Source organism: Nocardioides marmoribigeumensis (assembly GCF_031458325.1).
Lineage (GTDB): Bacteria > Actinomycetota > Actinomycetes > Propionibacteriales > Nocardioidaceae > Marmoricola_A > Marmoricola_A marmoribigeumensis.
Window position 1 is genome coordinate 338,333 of sequence record NZ_JAVDYG010000001.1, and the last position, 15,019, is coordinate 353,351.

Below are 15,019 nucleotides of genomic sequence, written 5' to 3' on the forward strand. Positions count from 1 at the left end.
AACACGTGGAAGGTTCTCATTCGTCCCAAACGGGGTGTGCCCGCACCTAGGCTGGCCCCTGAGACGACATGGACACCGACGCCCTGCACCGCGCGATCGTCGAGACGTCCCCCGACGCGATCTGGGTGACGGACCTCGACGGTCTCAGCGTGCACGCCAACCCCACGATGGCGCGCTTCTTCGGGGTGTCCTCCCCTGCCGAGATGCAGGGCGTGACCATGTTCGACACCCTGGACGACCTCGGTCGCGAGCAGTACGCCGCGCACCTCGAGGTCGTGCGCCAGGGCCGCTTCAACACCGAGCCCGTCGAGTGCCTGTTCATCACCCGTCAGGGCCGCCGTCGCTGGGTGCTGCTCCAGGAGTCCCCTCTGCTCGACGAGCAGGGCGAGCTGCGGCAGCTGCTCTACCGCTTCATCTCGTTCGACGAGCACCGCCGGGTCCTGGACGAGCTGGAGCTCAGCCGCTCGGAGCTGGCCGAGGCCCAGCGCATCGCACGGGTCGGCAGCTTCCGCTGGGACCTCGCCAGCGGCGCGGTCCGCCTCTCCGAGGTGCTCACCGAGATGGTGGGGTTCGAGAGCGAGCACTTCCTCGACCCCGCCCAGGACTTCCTCGGCCTGGTCCATCCCGACGACCGGCGGCGATCCGCGGAGGCGATCGCGCCGCTGGTCACCCGGGGCGAGCTCTGCGAGTTCCTCACCCGGGTCCGCACCAGCGAGGGCACCTACCTCGCGATGCGGATGCGCGCCGTCGGGCGCACCGACGAGTCGGGGCGCGTCGCGGTGATCAAGGGGACCGCCCACGACGTGAGCGGCCAGGTCGCCACCGAGGAGGCCCTGCAGGACCAGGTCACCCAGAACACCCTGATGCAGCTGGTGGCCAGCGCGGCCAACGAGGCCGACACCCTCGACGCGATCCTCAAGCAGGGCCGCGACCTGGTGCTCCTGCACGACGACTGGTGCCGCACCCGCGGCTTCCGGCTCGTCGACGGTGACGTCGCGCCCCTGTACGTCGACGAGGCCGACCGTGCGGCCGACCTGGCGAACCCGGCGCCGGGTCTCGCGGACCTCGCCCTGGCCCGCCGCGTGGTCGAGCACGGTGACCTGATCTGGGACGACGACCGCCTCTCGATCGGCTACCCGATCCGCCTCGACGGCGAGGTCATCGCGATCGTCGTGATGACCTCCAACCCCCCGCTCTACCGCCACCAGATGATCGAGGAGTTCGTCCGCCAGGCCACCGCTCAGCTCGAGCAGGTCGCCCTGCGCGAGAAGACCACACGCGAGCTCGCCGAGGCCCGCGACGCCGCGATGACCGCCAGCCGCCAGAAGTCCGACTTCCTCGCGATGGTGAGCCACGAGATCCGCACACCGCTCAACGGCGTCATCGGGCTCAACGAGCTGCTGCTGCAGACCCGGCTCGACGAGGAGCAGCGCAAGCTCGCCACCGGCGCCGGGCTCTCCGGTCGGCTGCTGCTCGAGCTGATCAACGACCTGCTCGACTTCTCCAAGATCGAGGCCGGCCAGCTGCGGCTCGAGCAGCTCGACTTCGACGTGCGCGGCGTGGTCGAGCAGGTGGTCCGCCCTCTGGCCGAGACCGCCTCGGGCAAGGGCGTGGTGCTCGAGATCGAGGTGGCCGAGGAGGTCCCCGAGGTCCTGCGGGGTGACCCGACGCGGCTGTCGCAGGTGGTGGTCAACCTGCTCAGCAACGCGGTCAAGTTCACCGACGACGGCCGCATCGACGTCGAGGTCGGGGGCCACTGCCTGGCCGGCGGCAGGGAGGGTGACGAGGCCGGCGACGGCTGGATGCTCGAGCTCGTGGTCCGCGACACCGGCATCGGCATCCCCGCCGGCGTCACCGGGCTGTTCGAGCCGTTCCAGCAGGCCCACACCTCGACCACGCGCACCCACGGCGGCACCGGGCTCGGGCTGGCGATCTCCAAGGAGATCGTGTCCCTGGCCGGTGGGGAGATCGGCTACACCAGCACCCCGGGCAAGGGCAGCGAGTTCCGCTTCACGATGGCGCTCGGCGCGCCCCACGGGCACCAGGTCGTCGGCCGGCCCCACCTGGAGCCCTCCCGCCTGCGGCCCGTCGGGCCGAGGCGCCGCGTGCTGGTCGTCGACGACAACCCGGTCAACCGGATGGTCGCCGAGGGCATGGTGCGCGCGCTCGGCCACGAGGTCGACGTCGCCGACGACGGAGTCTCCGCGCTGGTCTCACTCGCCCAGGTCGAGTACGACGCCGTCCTGCTCGACGTGCAGATGCCGCGGCTCGACGGTTACGCGACCGTCCGGGCGGTGCGCACCGAGGAGTCGCTGGCCGAGCTGCCGGTCATCGCGATGACCGCGACCGCCATCGACGGCGAGCGCGAGCGCTGCCTGGCCGCCGGCATGGACGACTTCATCACCAAGCCGATCGACCCCGGCGACCTGACGCGCACGCTCGGCCGCTGGCTCGAGCGCGACGGGGCCGCCAGGGCGCAGGCGCCGGGTCCGATGGAGGGTTCCGCGCCGGCCATCGACGAGGAGCCCGAGCTGCCAGAGCTGCCCGGGCTGCCCGAGCTGCAGCACCTCGACATCGACCGCCTCGACACCCTGCGCGACCTCGTGCCCGGCAGCACCGCCTACCTCGACCGCGCCATCGCGAACTTCCTCGACAACAGCGCCGCCCTGCTCGGCTCGGTGGAGCAGGCGCTGCGTCACGGCGACGTCGACGAGCTGCTCTTCCACGCCCATACGCTCAAGGGCAGCGCGGCCAACCTGGGCGCCGTCGCTGCGGCCCGCGCCGCCGGGCGGCTCGAGGTCCTGGCCACGACCGGCACGACCGAGGGCGGCTCGTCGATGCTGGCCGACCTCGCTGACGAGCTCGACCGGGCATGCACGGGCCTCGAGGCCTACCGCGCGTCGTACGACGTCGCCGAGCCCGCCTGACTCCGTCCGGACGTACGACGAGGGCGCCGCTCCCCCCTGGTGCGGCGCCCTCGTCGTGGACGGTGAGACCTCAGGCCGTGGGCCGCCGGCGGACCAGCACCAGCCCCGCGCCGATGGCCACGAAACCGAGACCGGGCAGCCCGCTCCACACACCACCCGTGTTGGGCAGCGCGGCCACCGCAGGTGCCACCCGTGCGGCCGGGGCCACGTGCCGGGAGGCCTTCTCGTGCGCGGCCGGCGCCGCGACGGGACGCACGGTTCCGGTGAAGGCGTCGTGGACGACCTCCTCCTCACCCAGGACGATCGGCGTCGTGGCGGGCTCGTCGGTGGCGGGCTCGTCGGTGGCGGGCTCGTCGGTGGCGGGCTCGTCGGTGGCGGGCTCGTCGGTCGCGGGCTCCTCGGTGGCGGGCTCGTCGGTGGCGGGCTCGTCGGTGGCGGGCTCCTCGGTGGCCGGCTCGTCGGTCGCGGGCTCCTCGGTCGCGGGCTCCTCGGTCGCGGGGTCCTCGGTCGCGGGCTCCTCGGTCGCGGGCTCCTCGGTCGCGGGCTCCTCGGTCACGGGCTCCTCGGTCACGGGCTCCTCGGTCACGGGCTCCTCGGTCACGGGCTCCTCGGTCACGGGCTCCTCGGTCACGGGCTCCTCGGTCACGGGCTCCTCGACGGCCGGCTCCTCGGTGGCCGGCTCCTCGGTCGCCGGCTCCTCGCCGGGCGGGACCACGGGCGGCTCGACCACGGGCGGCTCGACCACGGGCGGCTCGACCACGGGCGGCTGGACCACGGGCGGGTCGACCACCGGCGGGGCAGCGGGGTCGGAGCAGTGGCCCAACGCGTTGCCGTTGCCGTTCACGTTGCCGTTGCCCACCCCGTTCTCGGCACCCTGGCCGGCACCCTGGCCGACCCCGCACCCCTGCTCGCCGGCGCTGCCGTTGCCCGGGGTCGCGGAGGCGACCGCGCCGGAGCCGAGGACGAGGCCGATCGCGGCGAGGCCGAGGCCGACGGGCTCGAGGACGGTGCGCGTGGTGATCATGGTGTGTTCCCTCCCTGGGTGACCCGGTGCGGTCGAGGGGGACAACGAGAGGATCGACGCGAGGAAACGGGCAAACGGGATATATCCTCCGTTCGGACCATGTCCTGGCCGGATCGGGTCACCCTGCTGGCAGAGTCGGACCATGACCGACCCCAGCACCGCCACCAGCACCGCCACCAAGGCCACCGAGCTCCTCCGGCTCCACCGGGACCCGACCCTGCTCACCGTCGTCAACGTCTGGGACGTGATCAGCGCGCGCGTCGTGGCGCAGGTGGAGGGCACCACCGCCCTGGCCACCGCGAGCCACTCGATCGCCGCGTCCTACGGCTACGACGACGGCGAGAACATCCCGCTCGACCTCATGCTCGAGGCGGTCCAGCGCATCGTCGCCGCCACCGACCTCCCGGTGACCGCCGACCTCGAGGGCGGCTACGGCGACGCGGCCGAGACGGTGCGGCGCGCGATCGGCCTCGGCGTGGTCGGCGCCAACATCGAGGACCAGCTGAAGCCGCTGCCCGAGGCGGCCCGCCAGGTCGAGGCGATCATGAAGGCGGCCGAGCAGGAGGGCGTCGACTTCGTCCTCAACGCCCGCACCGACGCCTTCCACCTGCGCCGCGACCGCGACAAGGCCGACAACCTCGCCGAGGCGGTCCAGCGCGGCAAGGCCTACCTCGACGCCGGGGCCCCGGTGGTGTTCGTCCCGGCGATCCTCGACGAGACCGACGTGCGCACGCTGGTCGACGCGCTCGGACCGCAGCGGCTGACGCTGATCGGCATCCCCGGCGTACCCCCGCTCGCCACGCTCGAGGCGCTCGGCGTGGCCCGCGTCTCCTACGGCCCGATGTCGCAGAACGTCGCCCTCACGGCGCTGCAGGAGCTCGTCGAGGACGTGCACCGCGGCGGCGGCGTGCCGAGCACCATGCGCATCCTCAACTGAGCCAGTCGCCCCGGGTTGCCCGGGGCGGCAGGGTGGAGGCATGCGCTACGCACGACTCGGCTCCAGCGGCCTCACCGTCTCCGCCATCACCCTCGGCTGCATGAGCTGGGGCGACGCCGACCGGGGCGGGCACCCCTGGGTGCTCGACGAGGAGGCGGCGCGCGGGATCATCCGCGACGCGCTCGAGGCCGGCATCACGACCTTCGACACCGCCAACGTCTACTCCGGCGGCAGCAGCGAGGAGTTCACCGGACGCGCCCTGAAGGACCTGGCCGCACGCGAGGACGTCGTCATCGCCACCAAGGTCCACGGCCGGATGCGTCCCGGACCCTACGGCGCGGGCCTGTCCCGCAAGGCGATCCTCCACGAGATCGACGCGTCGCTGCGCCGCCTGGGCACCGACTACGTCGACCTCTACCAGATCCACCGGTGGGACCCCGAGGTCCCGATCGAGGAGACGATGGAGGCGCTGCACGACGTCGTGCGCGCGGGCAAGGCGCGCTACCTCGGGGCGTCGTCGATGTACGCCTGGCAGTTCGCCAAGGCCCAGCAGGTCGCCGAGCGCCACGGCTGGACGCCGTTCGTCTCCATGCAGGACCACTACAACCTGCTCTACCGCGAGGAGGAGCGGGAGATGCTGCCGCTGTGCGCCGACCAGGGCGTCGGCGTACTGCCGTGGAGCCCCCTCGCGCGCGGTCGCCTCACCCGGGACTGGGACACCGGGACCGCCCGCACCGAGACCGACCAGTTCGGCGGCACGCTCTACCGCGACGAGGACCGCGCGATCGTCGACCAGGTCGCCGCAGTGGCCGAGCGGCGGGGCCTGCCGCGAGCCCAGGTCGCCCTGTCCTGGCTGCTCCACCAGCCGGTGGTCACCTCGCCGATCGTGGGCGTCACCAAGCCGCAGCACCTCGCCGACGCGGTCGCCGCCGTCGACGTGGAGCTGTCGCCCGACGAGCTCGAGGAGCTGGGGGCCGGCTACCTCCCGCACGCCGTCGCCGGCCACCGCTAGCCCCCGGCTGCGGCGTGGGGACTTGACGAGCCCCCCGGGGACCGGAGGTAGGCTCCGCTTATGAGGTGGAGGAACACCCGCACGGCTGCGACCGAGGTGGGCTGGACCGGGCACGAGGCGGGCGTCGACCGCCTGCGCGCCTCCTACGCCGCGATCCCCGCCGGGGCCCCGGTCCGCCTGGCCAAGCCGACGTCCAACCTCTTCCGGTCGCGCGCCGGCACCGACGCCCCGGGCCTCGACGTCTCCGGCCTCGCCGGCGTGGTCGTGGTCGCCCCGGAGACGCGGACCGCCGACGTGCAGGGCATGTGCACCTACGAGACGCTCGTCGACGCGACCCTCCCCCACGGGCTGATCCCGCTGGTCGTCCCCCAGCTGAGGTCGATCACCCTCGGTGGCGCGGTCACCGGGCTGGGCATCGAGTCGACCTCGTTCCGCAACGGGCTCCCCCACGAGTCCGTGCTCGAGATGGACGTCCTCACCGGCGACGGCTCGATCACGACGGTCAAGCCGGGCGAGCCGCTGTTCGACGCCTTCCCCAACTCCTACGGCTCGCTGGGCTACGCCACCCGGCTGCGCATCGAGCTCGAGGAGGTCCAGCCCTACGTCGCCCTGCGCCACCTGCGGTTCGGCGACCTCGAGGAGCTGTCCGCCGTCATCGAGCAGGTCGCCGGCTCGCGCGAGTGGGACGGCGAGCGGGTCGACGGGCTCGACGGTGTCGCCTTCTCCCCCACCGAGGGCGTGCTCACGCTGGCTCGCTGGACCGACGAGCCGGGCCCCACCTCCGACTACACCGGCCAGGAGATCTACTACCGCTCGCTGCAGGAGCGCGACACCGACCGGCTGACCACCTACGACTACCTCTGGCGCTGGGACACCGACTGGTTCTGGTGCTCGGGCGCCTTCGGCCTGCACGACCCGCGCGTGCGGCGGGTGTGGCCGCGCCGCTGGCGACGCAGCGACGTCTACCACCGGCTTGTCGGCCTCGACCAGCGCCTCGGCATCGTCGCGCGCCAGGACCGCCGCAAGGGCATCGCCCGCGAGCGCGTCATCCAGGACGTCGAGGTCCCGGTCGACCGCACGGGCGAGTTCGTGCGCTGGTTCGACGAGGCCGTCGGCATGCGCCCGGTGTGGCTGTGCCCGCTGCGGCTGCGCGAGCACCCGGAGACCGGGGCGCGCACCTGGCCGTGCTACCCGCTGACCCCCGGCACGACGTACGTCAACGCCGGCTTCTGGGGCACCGTCGAGGTCCCCCCCGGCACGCCCGACGGCACGCTCAACCGCGAGGTGGAGCGCATCGTCACCGAGCTCGGCGGTCACAAGTCGCTCTACTCCGACGCCTACTACGACGAGGCGACCTTCGCCTCCCTCTACAACACCCCCCACCTCGACGAGATCAGGCGCACGACCGATCCGGAAGGACGCCTGACTCCCCTGTACGACAAGGCGGTTCGACGACGTTGACCATTCGCTCCACGCTCCTCGCCCCGACCGGCATCGCCGGCGCCCTGGCCGGTCTCTTCGAGCACGGCATGCCCTTCCGCCTCACCGCGTACGACGGCAGCGCGGCCGGCGACGTCGACTCCGCGATCCGCGTGCACCTGGTGCGCGAGCGCGGACTGGCCTACATCCTCACCGCGCCAGGCGACCTGGGGATGGCGCGTGCCTACGTGATGGGCGACCTCGAGCTGGAGGGCGTCCACCCGGGCGACCCCTACGACCTGCTCGTGCTGGCGATGAGCCGCTTCACGCTGCGCATGCCGAGCCCGGTGGAGCTCGTGCAGCTGCTGCGGGCGCTGGGCATCAGCCACCTGCTGCCGCCGCCGGTCCCCGCGCTCGAGCACGCGCCGCGCTGGCGCCGGCTGGTCGACGGCGCCATGCACAGCAAGGCGCGCGACGCCGAGGCGATCCACCACCACTACGACGTCTCCAACCGGTTCTACGAGCTGGTGCTCGGCCCGTCGATGACCTACACCTGCGCCTGCTACCCCACCGCGGACGCGACGCTGGAGGAGGCACAGGCGTTCAAGTACGACCTGGTCTGCCGCAAGCTCGGCCTCCGGCCCGGCATGCGGCTGCTCGACGTCGGCTGCGGCTGGGGCGGCATGGTGCGCCACGCGGTGACCCACTACGGCGTCACCGCGATCGGCGTGACCCTCTCGCGCGAGCAGGCGACGTGGGGCCAGGAGGCGGTCAAGGCCGACGGGCTCGACGACCGCGCCGAGATCCGCCACCAGGACTACCGCGACGTGGCCGAGGGTGAGTTCGACGCGATCAGCTCCATCGGGCTGACCGAGCACATCGGCGTGCGCAACTACCCGTCGTACTTCGGGTTCCTGCGCGACAAGCTGGTCCCCGGCGGCCGCCTGCTCAACCACTGCATCACGCGACCCGACAACCGGCTCACGCGCACCGGCGCGTTCATCGACCGCTACGTCTTCCCCGACGGCGAGCTCACGGGCTCGGGCAAGATCATCACCGAGATCCAGGACTGCGGCCTCGAGGTGCGCCACGAGGAGAACCTCCGCGAGCACTACGCGATGACCTGCCGTGCGTGGGCGCGCAACCTGGCGGCCCACTGGGACGAGTGCGTGGCGGAGGCCGGTGAGCAGACGGCCCGCGTGTGGGGCCTCTACCTCGCCGGCTGCAGCCGAGGCTTCGAGATCAACGACATCCAGCTCCACCAGGTGCTGGCGGTCAAGCCGCGCGAGGACGGGTCGGTGGACTTCCCGCTGCGTCCGGACTGGCTCAGCTGAGGCGACCGAGTCGTCAGCCTCGGGACGTGGAGCCACTGCCGACCTGGGACGAGCGCACCCGCCCGCCGCTGGTCACCTACGCCGACGCACCGCCGTACGCCGCCGGCGCCCGGTCGCACCTGCGTGCGATCCACGACCACTACCGCAACGGGTTGCGCCTGGTCGTCGAGACCGCCGAGGCCGCGGCAGCCGGCCAGGCCTCACCCGTTGACGTGCGCGAGGCCGTGCACGCGGCCGGGCTCACCGAGACCTACCAGCGGCTGGGCTCCTGGTGCGGCCAGCTGTGCCAGGCGCTGACGCAGCACCACACGATCGAGGACGTCGTGCTCTCCCCCCAGCTGCGTGCCGCCGACGACGACCTCGCCCCGACCCTCGACCGCCTCAGGCACGAGCACGAGGTCGTGCGCGAGGTGCTCGAGCGCGTGGACGCGGCGGTGGTGGCCTACGCCCGCGACCGCGCCCGGGTCGTCGACCTCCTGGCGGAGGTGCGTCACCTGCGCGACCTGCTGCTCTCGCACTTCGCCTACGAGGAGGAGGCCGTCGGCCTGGCCCTCGGCGTGCACGGCATCGGGGTCTAGGTCCCTCAGCAGCAGGCGGCCTCGGACGGCGCCCCGAAGGTGGGGCTGTCGGCCAGGACCGTGTAGACCTCCCAGCGCTCGCCGTCGGGGGCGCCCTGCACCCAGAACTTGTCCTGCGCGGCGTAGCAGCAGGTCGTCCCGCGCTCGTCGACCGACGCCAGGCCGGCCGCGGCGAGCCGGGTCTGCTCCGCGTCGACGGCGTCGACGTCGGCGACCTCGACGCCGAGGTGGTTGAGCGTCCCGCCCTGGCCGGGGTTCTCGAGCAGGACGAGCTTGAGCGGCGGCTCGGTGACGACGAAGTTGGCGTAGCCGGGCCGCCGCTTGGCCGGCTCGACCCCGAACAGGGTCGCGTAGAACCGGACGGCGACCTCCACGTCGTCGACGTTGAGGGCGAGCTGGACACGGGACATGGGTTCCTCCTGGACATAGACGATTGTCGATGTCCAGGTTGCAGACCAACATCGATCTCTGTCAATATCGACACATGTCAAAGTCTGATCTGACGCTCACGCCGGTCCAGACCGTGGCGTGCTGCTCCCCCCTGGTGGCAGAGCCGCTCTCCGAGGAGCACGCGCGCCGCGTCGCTCCCCTGCTCAAGGCCCTCGCCGACCCCGTCCGGCTGCGGCTCCTGTCCCTGGTGGCCTCCCACACCGACGGCGAGGCCTGCGTGTGCGACCTCAACGACGCCTTTGAGCTGTCCCAGCCGACGATCAGCCACCACCTCAAGGTCCTCCACGAGGTCGGGCTGCTGGACCGCTCCAAGCGCGGGGTGTGGGTCTACTACGCCGTACGCCGTGACGCGCTGGCCGACCTCGGGGCCCTCATCGGCGGGGTGGCGTGAGCCCGCGGAGCGGCACGTCTTGTCCGGCCTTCGTTCTCGTGCTCCTGCTCGTCCCGCTCACCCTCGAGGAGACCTCATGACCCGTCCGACCGTCCTGTTCGTGTGCGTCCACAACGCCGGCCGCTCGCAGATGGCCGCGGCCTCCCCCAAGGTGCTGGACGACCCCGCCGGCCAGGGCCTGGAGGCCGTGCGGCCGATCCGGGACGAGATCCGGCGCCGCGTGGAGGACCTGGTCGCCTCCCTCGAGGGGTGAGCCCGGCCGGCCCCTTGCCCGGCACGACAGCATGGGGCGCATGGACCAAGCACGCCGACGGCTCGAGTCCGAGCGTGAGCGCACGCTCGCGCACCTGGCGAGCCTGAGCAACGACTACGCGGGCGTCGTCGCCGCGTCCCGGGACAGCAACGCCGACGACGAGCACGACCCGGAGGGCGCGACGATCGCCTTCGAGCGCTCGCAGATCGGCGCGCTGGTCCGCCAGGCGCAGCAGCGCCTCGAGGAGATCGTCGCCGCCGTCGACCGCGTCGAGGCCGGCACCTACGGCACCTGCGAGACGTGCGGCGGAGCGATCGGCGAGGCGAGGCTCGAGGTCCGGCCGACCGCGGCGACCTGCATCCGGTGCGCCGAGGCCGCCACGCGGCGCTGACCCGCGCTGACCCGCGCCGACCCGCGCCGACCCGCGCCAGGCTGGTGCTCAGGCCAGCGGTTCGAGCAACGGACCGAGCCGGCGCAGCTCCTCGACGTGGACCTCGGTGAGGTCGGTGAGGACGTCCTGGCCGTGCGCGGTCAGGGTCAGCTGCACGCGGCGTGCGTCCTCGGCGCTGCGCGTGCGCACGACCATCCCGAGCTGCTGGGTCCGGTCGACCAGCTCGGTCGCCGTGTGGTGGCGGACCAGGAGCGCCTCCGCCACCTCGCCGATCGTCGGCCCACCCTCGGTGCGGCTGCCGCGCACCGCGAGCAGGAGCTGGTGCTGGGCATGGGTGAGGCCGTGCTCCTCCGCGGCGCGACGGCTCCACTGGTCGAAGCGGCGCAACGCGACCCGGAAGGCGAGCAGTCGCTCGTACTGGGCGTCAGTGGGCACGGTCACAGCCTAATATGTCGTGTCACGATATATTTGGCGCCGCTCCTGCTCCCCCCGCTCCCCTCCGAAAGCGCACCGTGCCCGCCTCGTCCTCCACGCCCCCCGTCCGCGACGTCCGCCACCTCGGTGACTTCACCGTCACGCCCCGGATGATCCTCATCACCGCCCTCGCCCTGCCCATCGGTGCCGTCGCCGCGCTCGCGGCGTGGGCGCTGCTGCGGCTCATCGGGCTGATCACCAACGCCGTCTTCTACCAGCGCACGTCCTCCGAGCTGGTCGCGCCCGGCAACCACCACTCCCCCTGGCTCGTCCTGCTCGCCCCCGTCGCGGGCGGCCTCCTCATCGGCGTGATGGCCAGGTGGGGCTCGGAGAAGATCCGCGGCCACGGGATGCCGGAGGCGATCGAGGCGATCCTGCTGGGCGGCAGCAAGGTCCAGCCCCGCGTCGCCCTTCTCAAGCCCGTGTCGTCGGCGGTGGCCATCGGCACCGGCGGTCCGTTCGGGGCCGAGGGGCCGATCATCATGACCGGAGGGGCGCTGGGGTCCCTCCTCGCCCAGCTGCTGCACCTCACCGCCGACGAGCGCAAGACCCTGCTCGTGGCGGGATCCGCGGCCGGCATGGCCGCCACCTTCAACTCGCCCCTGGCGGCCCTGCTGCTCGCGGCCGAGCTGCTGCTCTTCGAGTGGCGGCCCCGCAGCCTCGTCCCGGTCTCCGCCGCTGTCGCGGTCGGCACCGTGATCCGCGGCCACCTCCTGGGCAGCGGTCCCGTCTTCCCCACGCACGGCGCCCTGCACCTGCACGACGTCGACTACCTGCTCTGCGTGGTCTCGGGCGTGGTGGCTGCCCTCCTCGCGGTGGTCGCCACCCTGCTGGTCTACGCCTCCGAGGACGCCTTCCACCGCCTGCCGATCCACTGGATGTGGTGGCCGGCCCTGGGCGGCCTCGTCATCGGGCTCGGCGGCCTGGTCGTCCCCCAGGCCCTCGGCGTGGGCTACGACGTCATCGCCGCCGAGCTCAGCGGCGACATCGGGCTCGGTCTCGTGATCGGGATCCTGGTCGTCAAGACCCTGATCTGGTCGCTGTCGCTCGGGTCCGGCACCTCCGGCGGCGTGCTGGCGCCGATGTTCATGATCGGCGGCGCGCTCGGTGCGCTCGAGGCCCACGTCTTCCCCGACGTCGGCCCCGGCTTCTGGGCGCTGGTGGCCCTGGCCGGCGTGCTCGGCGGCGTCATGCGCTCGCCGGTGACCGGGGTCGTGTTCGCCCTGGAGCTGACCCACCGCTGGGACGCCCTGCTGCCGGTGATGATCGGCTCGCTCACGGCGTACGGCGCCTCCACGCTCCTGCTCAAGCGCTCGGTCCTCACCGAGAAGATCGCGCGCCGCGGCTACCACCTGAGCCGGGAGTACGACGTGGACCCGCTGGAGATCCTGTTCGTCAGCGAGGTCATGTCCACCGACGAGGCCGAGGTCGCCGAGCACCTGGCGCTCGACGCCGTCCCCTCGGTGCACGAGGGCTCGCTGCACACCCACGGCGACCAGACGCTGCGCCAGGTCGCCGAGACCATGGCGGTGCACGAGGTCACCACGCTGCTGGTCACCGACCGCGACGACCCGAGCGTGGTCGTCGGTGTGGTCACGCTGCCCCAGCTGCTGGCAGCGCGTCGCCGCGACCAGCAGGAGGCACGCGAGCGGGAGCGCGTGCTCACGATCGTCGGGCCTAGGAGCCGAGGATCCGCCAAAGCGTGAGCACGACCGGCAGGAGCATCGCGGACAGCAGGACCCAGGCGGTCACGCGGTGCGCGCGCTTGGTGGGGTCGAGGGACGCGGCGAAGGTGATGAGGCCGGCGTCCCCGGTCCACCGGTCGATGCCCAGCCGGCGGTCCGCGAGCGGCATGCGGTTGGCGGGCAGGAAGTCCTCGGGCGTGAGGAGCTCGTAGGGTCCGTCGTCCGGCCCGTCCTGCAGGCGGTCCATGCGCCGAGGGTAACCCCGCAGCGGGCAGACTCTCGCGCATGCCCAACCTGTTCCTGCTGACCCTCAAGGTGCACCAGACGATCTACGAGCGCACCGGCGGCCTGCTCGGTCATCGGCTCCTCGGCAGGCCCACGCTCCTGCTGCACACGCGCGGCCGGCGGACCGGTCAGCCGCGCACCAGCGCGCTGCTCTACGCCAAGGACGGCGAGGACCTCCTCGTGGTCGCCTCCAACGGCGGGCACCACAAGCCCCCGGCCTGGCTGCTCAACCTCGAGGCCGACCCCGACGTGGTCGCCCAGATCGGCGTCCGGAGGCGCGAGGTCCGCGCCACTCCCCTACGGCCCGGACACCCCGATTACGACCGGCTGTTCGCGATCTGCGACACCCTCAACAAGGGCACCTACGCGGCGTACCAGCGCAGGACCGACCGGCCCATCCCGGTCGTCGTGCTGTCCCCACGCTGAGCCGGCGCGGGAGCGCGGCTCCCCCGCCTCCGCCGAGGCGGTGGTGTACGACGCCCGCGCGGTCAGCGCGAGGTCGTCGGCTCGATGCAGGACGCGGACCACGTGCGCTTCATCCGGCACCACGTGATCCGGTCGTTGACGTTCCCCGGGTGACCGTCGGGCGACCGGCGCCCGGCTCAGTCCTTGTACTTCGAGAGCTCGAGCCGGGCGACCATCCCCAGGTGCACCTCGTCGGGACCGTCGGCCAGCCGCAGGGCGCGGGCCTGGGTCCACGCCCCGGCCAGGGGGAAGTCGTCGCTCAGCCCACCGCCGCCGTGCACCTGCATCGCGAAGTCGATGACCTCCTGGGCCATCCGGGGCACCGCGACCTTGATCTGGCTGACCTGGCTCAGCGCGCCCCAGGGGCCCTGCGTGTCGAGCAGCCACGCGGCGTGCAGCACCAGGAGGCGCGCGGAGTCGATCGCGATGCGGGCCTGGGCGACCCGCTCGCGGTTGCCGCCGAGGTTGATCAGCGGCTTGCCGAAGGCCGTACGGCGGGTGCCGCGCTCGCAGGCCAGCTCCAGCGCCCGCTCGGCCAGCCCGATCAGCCGCATGCAGTGGTGGACGCGCCCCGGACCGAGCCGGCCCTGCGCGATCTCGAACGCCTGCCCCTCCCCGACCAGGACGTTGGCCCGCGGGACCCGGACGTCGGTGAACCGCAGCTCGCCGTGACCCAGCGGCTCGTCGTACCTCCCCATCGCCGGGAGGAGCCGGACGACCTCCACGCCGGGGGTGTCCCGCGGCACGAGCACCATCGTGTGCTGGTGGTGGCGGTCCGCGTCGGGGTCCTCCGAGCGGCCCATGAAGATGAAGACCTCGCAGTCGGGGTGTCCGGCGCCGGTGGTCCACCACTTGCGGCCGTTGACCACGACCTCGTCGCCGTCGACGACCGCGGTCGCCTGCATGTTGGTCGCGTCCGAGGAGGCCGCGTCGGGCTCGGTCATCGCGAAGCCCGACCGGATCCGGCCGTCGAGCAGCGGGTCGAGCCAGCGGTCGCGCTGCTCCTGGGTGCCGTACTTCAGCAGCACCTCCATGTTGCCGGTGTCCGGGGCGTTGCAGTTGAACACCATCGGGGCGAGGAACGACCGGCCGGTCTGCTCGGCGACCGGGGCGTAGTCGGTGTTGCTCAGCCCGACGCCGCCGTCGGTGCCGTAGCGCTCGGCGTACTCCCCCTCGTGGCCGGCGGGCAGCCAGAGGTTCCACAGGCCCTGCTCGCGCGCCTTGGCCTGCAGCTCGCGCAGCACCGGCGGGACCGCCCACGGGTCGCCGCCGGACTCCCGGGCCTCGGCGGCGAAGCGGTGCGCCTCCTCCTCGACGGGGGCGATCTCGGAGTCGATGAAGGTCCGGACGCGGTCGGCGAGGTCCTGGGCGCGGGGCGACGGGGCGAAGTCCAT

16 protein-coding genes are annotated in these 15,019 nt (G+C 72.8%); 11 read left to right on the plus strand and 5 right to left on the minus strand.

The window, feature by feature from the left end; translation table 11 throughout:
* Positions 1-68: 68 nt before the first annotated feature.
* Positions 69-2,927 carry an ATP-binding protein gene (locus tag J2S63_RS01625; protein WP_310297738.1) on the plus strand — a complete coding sequence of 953 codons (2,859 nt, stop codon included), beginning with the start codon at positions 69-71 and terminating at the stop codon, positions 2,925-2,927.
* A 70-nt stretch (positions 2,928-2,997) separates the two neighbouring features.
* Here J2S63_RS01625 and J2S63_RS01630 read toward each other — a convergent pair whose 3' ends face one another.
* Positions 2,998-3,951, minus strand: coding sequence for a hypothetical protein (locus J2S63_RS01630; RefSeq protein ID WP_310297741.1), 954 nt, complete (start codon positions 3,949-3,951; stop codon positions 2,998-3,000).
* A gap of 142 nt (positions 3,952-4,093) precedes the next feature.
* Between J2S63_RS01630 and J2S63_RS01635 the strand changes: the two genes are divergently transcribed.
* The 5 genes from J2S63_RS01635 to J2S63_RS01655 are packed head-to-tail and all read left to right on the plus strand — an operon-like array spanning position 4,094 to position 9,231.
* Complete coding sequence (locus J2S63_RS01635) at positions 4,094-4,888, plus strand: isocitrate lyase/PEP mutase family protein (RefSeq protein WP_310297744.1); 795 nt, start codon at positions 4,094-4,096, stop codon at positions 4,886-4,888.
* A gap of 40 nt (positions 4,889-4,928) precedes the next feature.
* Positions 4,929-5,900, plus strand: coding sequence for an aldo/keto reductase (locus J2S63_RS01640; RefSeq protein WP_310297747.1), 972 nt, complete (start codon positions 4,929-4,931; stop codon positions 5,898-5,900).
* Between the two features lie 60 nt (positions 5,901-5,960).
* Positions 5,961-7,361 (plus strand): FAD-binding oxidoreductase, encoded by a 1,401-nt coding sequence (locus J2S63_RS01645; protein ID WP_310297750.1) that lies wholly within the window; start codon positions 5,961-5,963, stop codon positions 7,359-7,361.
* Positions 7,358-8,653, plus strand: a complete 1,296-nt coding sequence (locus J2S63_RS01650) for a class I SAM-dependent methyltransferase (RefSeq protein WP_310297754.1) — start codon at positions 7,358-7,360, stop codon at positions 8,651-8,653. Before J2S63_RS01645 ends, J2S63_RS01650 begins: the two co-directional genes overlap by 4 nt.
* 26 nt (positions 8,654-8,679) lie before the next feature.
* Positions 8,680-9,231, plus strand: a complete 552-nt coding sequence (locus J2S63_RS01655; RefSeq protein WP_310297757.1) for a hemerythrin domain-containing protein — start codon at positions 8,680-8,682, stop codon at positions 9,229-9,231.
* 5 nt (positions 9,232-9,236) lie between these two features.
* On the opposite strand, the gene J2S63_RS01660 is transcribed toward J2S63_RS01655, so the two are convergent.
* On the minus strand, positions 9,237-9,641 hold the full coding sequence (locus J2S63_RS01660; RefSeq protein ID WP_310297760.1) for an ArsI/CadI family heavy metal resistance metalloenzyme: 405 nt from the start codon (positions 9,639-9,641) through the stop codon (positions 9,237-9,239).
* A gap of 74 nt (positions 9,642-9,715) precedes the next feature.
* On the opposite strand from J2S63_RS01660, the gene J2S63_RS01665 reads away from it, so the two are divergent.
* The 3 genes from J2S63_RS01665 (at position 9,716) to J2S63_RS01675 (ending at position 10,716) form a co-directional block, all read left to right on the plus strand.
* The gene (locus tag J2S63_RS01665) at positions 9,716-10,072 is read left to right on the plus strand and encodes a metalloregulator ArsR/SmtB family transcription factor (protein ID WP_310297763.1); all 357 of its coding nucleotides are present in this window, start codon (positions 9,716-9,718) and stop codon (positions 10,070-10,072) included.
* A gap of 76 nt (positions 10,073-10,148) precedes the next feature.
* Positions 10,149-10,325 carry a low molecular weight phosphatase family protein gene (locus J2S63_RS01670; RefSeq protein ID WP_310297766.1) on the plus strand — a complete coding sequence of 59 codons (177 nt, stop codon included), beginning with the start codon at positions 10,149-10,151 and terminating at the stop codon, positions 10,323-10,325.
* 40 nt (positions 10,326-10,365) lie between these two features.
* Positions 10,366-10,716, plus strand: coding sequence for a TraR/DksA family transcriptional regulator (locus tag J2S63_RS01675; RefSeq protein WP_310297769.1), 351 nt, complete (start codon positions 10,366-10,368; stop codon positions 10,714-10,716).
* A gap of 48 nt (positions 10,717-10,764) precedes the next feature.
* Here the strand turns inward: J2S63_RS01675 and J2S63_RS01680 are convergent, their stop codons facing one another.
* Positions 10,765-11,151: a MarR family winged helix-turn-helix transcriptional regulator gene (locus J2S63_RS01680; protein ID WP_310297771.1), complete on the minus strand. Its 387-nt coding sequence runs from the start codon at positions 11,149-11,151 to the stop codon at positions 10,765-10,767.
* Positions 11,152-11,228: 77 nt separating this feature from the next.
* Between J2S63_RS01680 and J2S63_RS01685 the strand changes: the two genes are divergently transcribed.
* Positions 11,229-12,896, plus strand: coding sequence for a chloride channel protein (locus J2S63_RS01685; RefSeq protein WP_310297774.1), 1,668 nt, complete (start codon positions 11,229-11,231; stop codon positions 12,894-12,896).
* On the opposite strand, the gene J2S63_RS01690 is transcribed toward J2S63_RS01685, so the two are convergent.
* Complete coding sequence (locus tag J2S63_RS01690) at positions 12,868-13,122, minus strand: hypothetical protein (protein ID WP_310297777.1); 255 nt, start codon at positions 13,120-13,122, stop codon at positions 12,868-12,870. The genes J2S63_RS01685 and J2S63_RS01690 overlap by 29 nt on opposite strands.
* Positions 13,123-13,160: 38 nt before the next feature.
* Between J2S63_RS01690 and J2S63_RS01695 the strand changes: the two genes are divergently transcribed.
* Positions 13,161-13,586, plus strand: a complete 426-nt coding sequence (locus J2S63_RS01695) for a nitroreductase/quinone reductase family protein (protein WP_310297780.1) — start codon at positions 13,161-13,163, stop codon at positions 13,584-13,586.
* 176 nt (positions 13,587-13,762) lie between these two features.
* Here the strand turns inward: J2S63_RS01695 and J2S63_RS01700 are convergent, their stop codons facing one another.
* Positions 13,763-15,019 (minus strand): acyl-CoA dehydrogenase family protein, encoded by a 1,257-nt coding sequence (locus J2S63_RS01700; RefSeq protein ID WP_310297784.1) that lies wholly within the window; start codon positions 15,017-15,019, stop codon positions 13,763-13,765.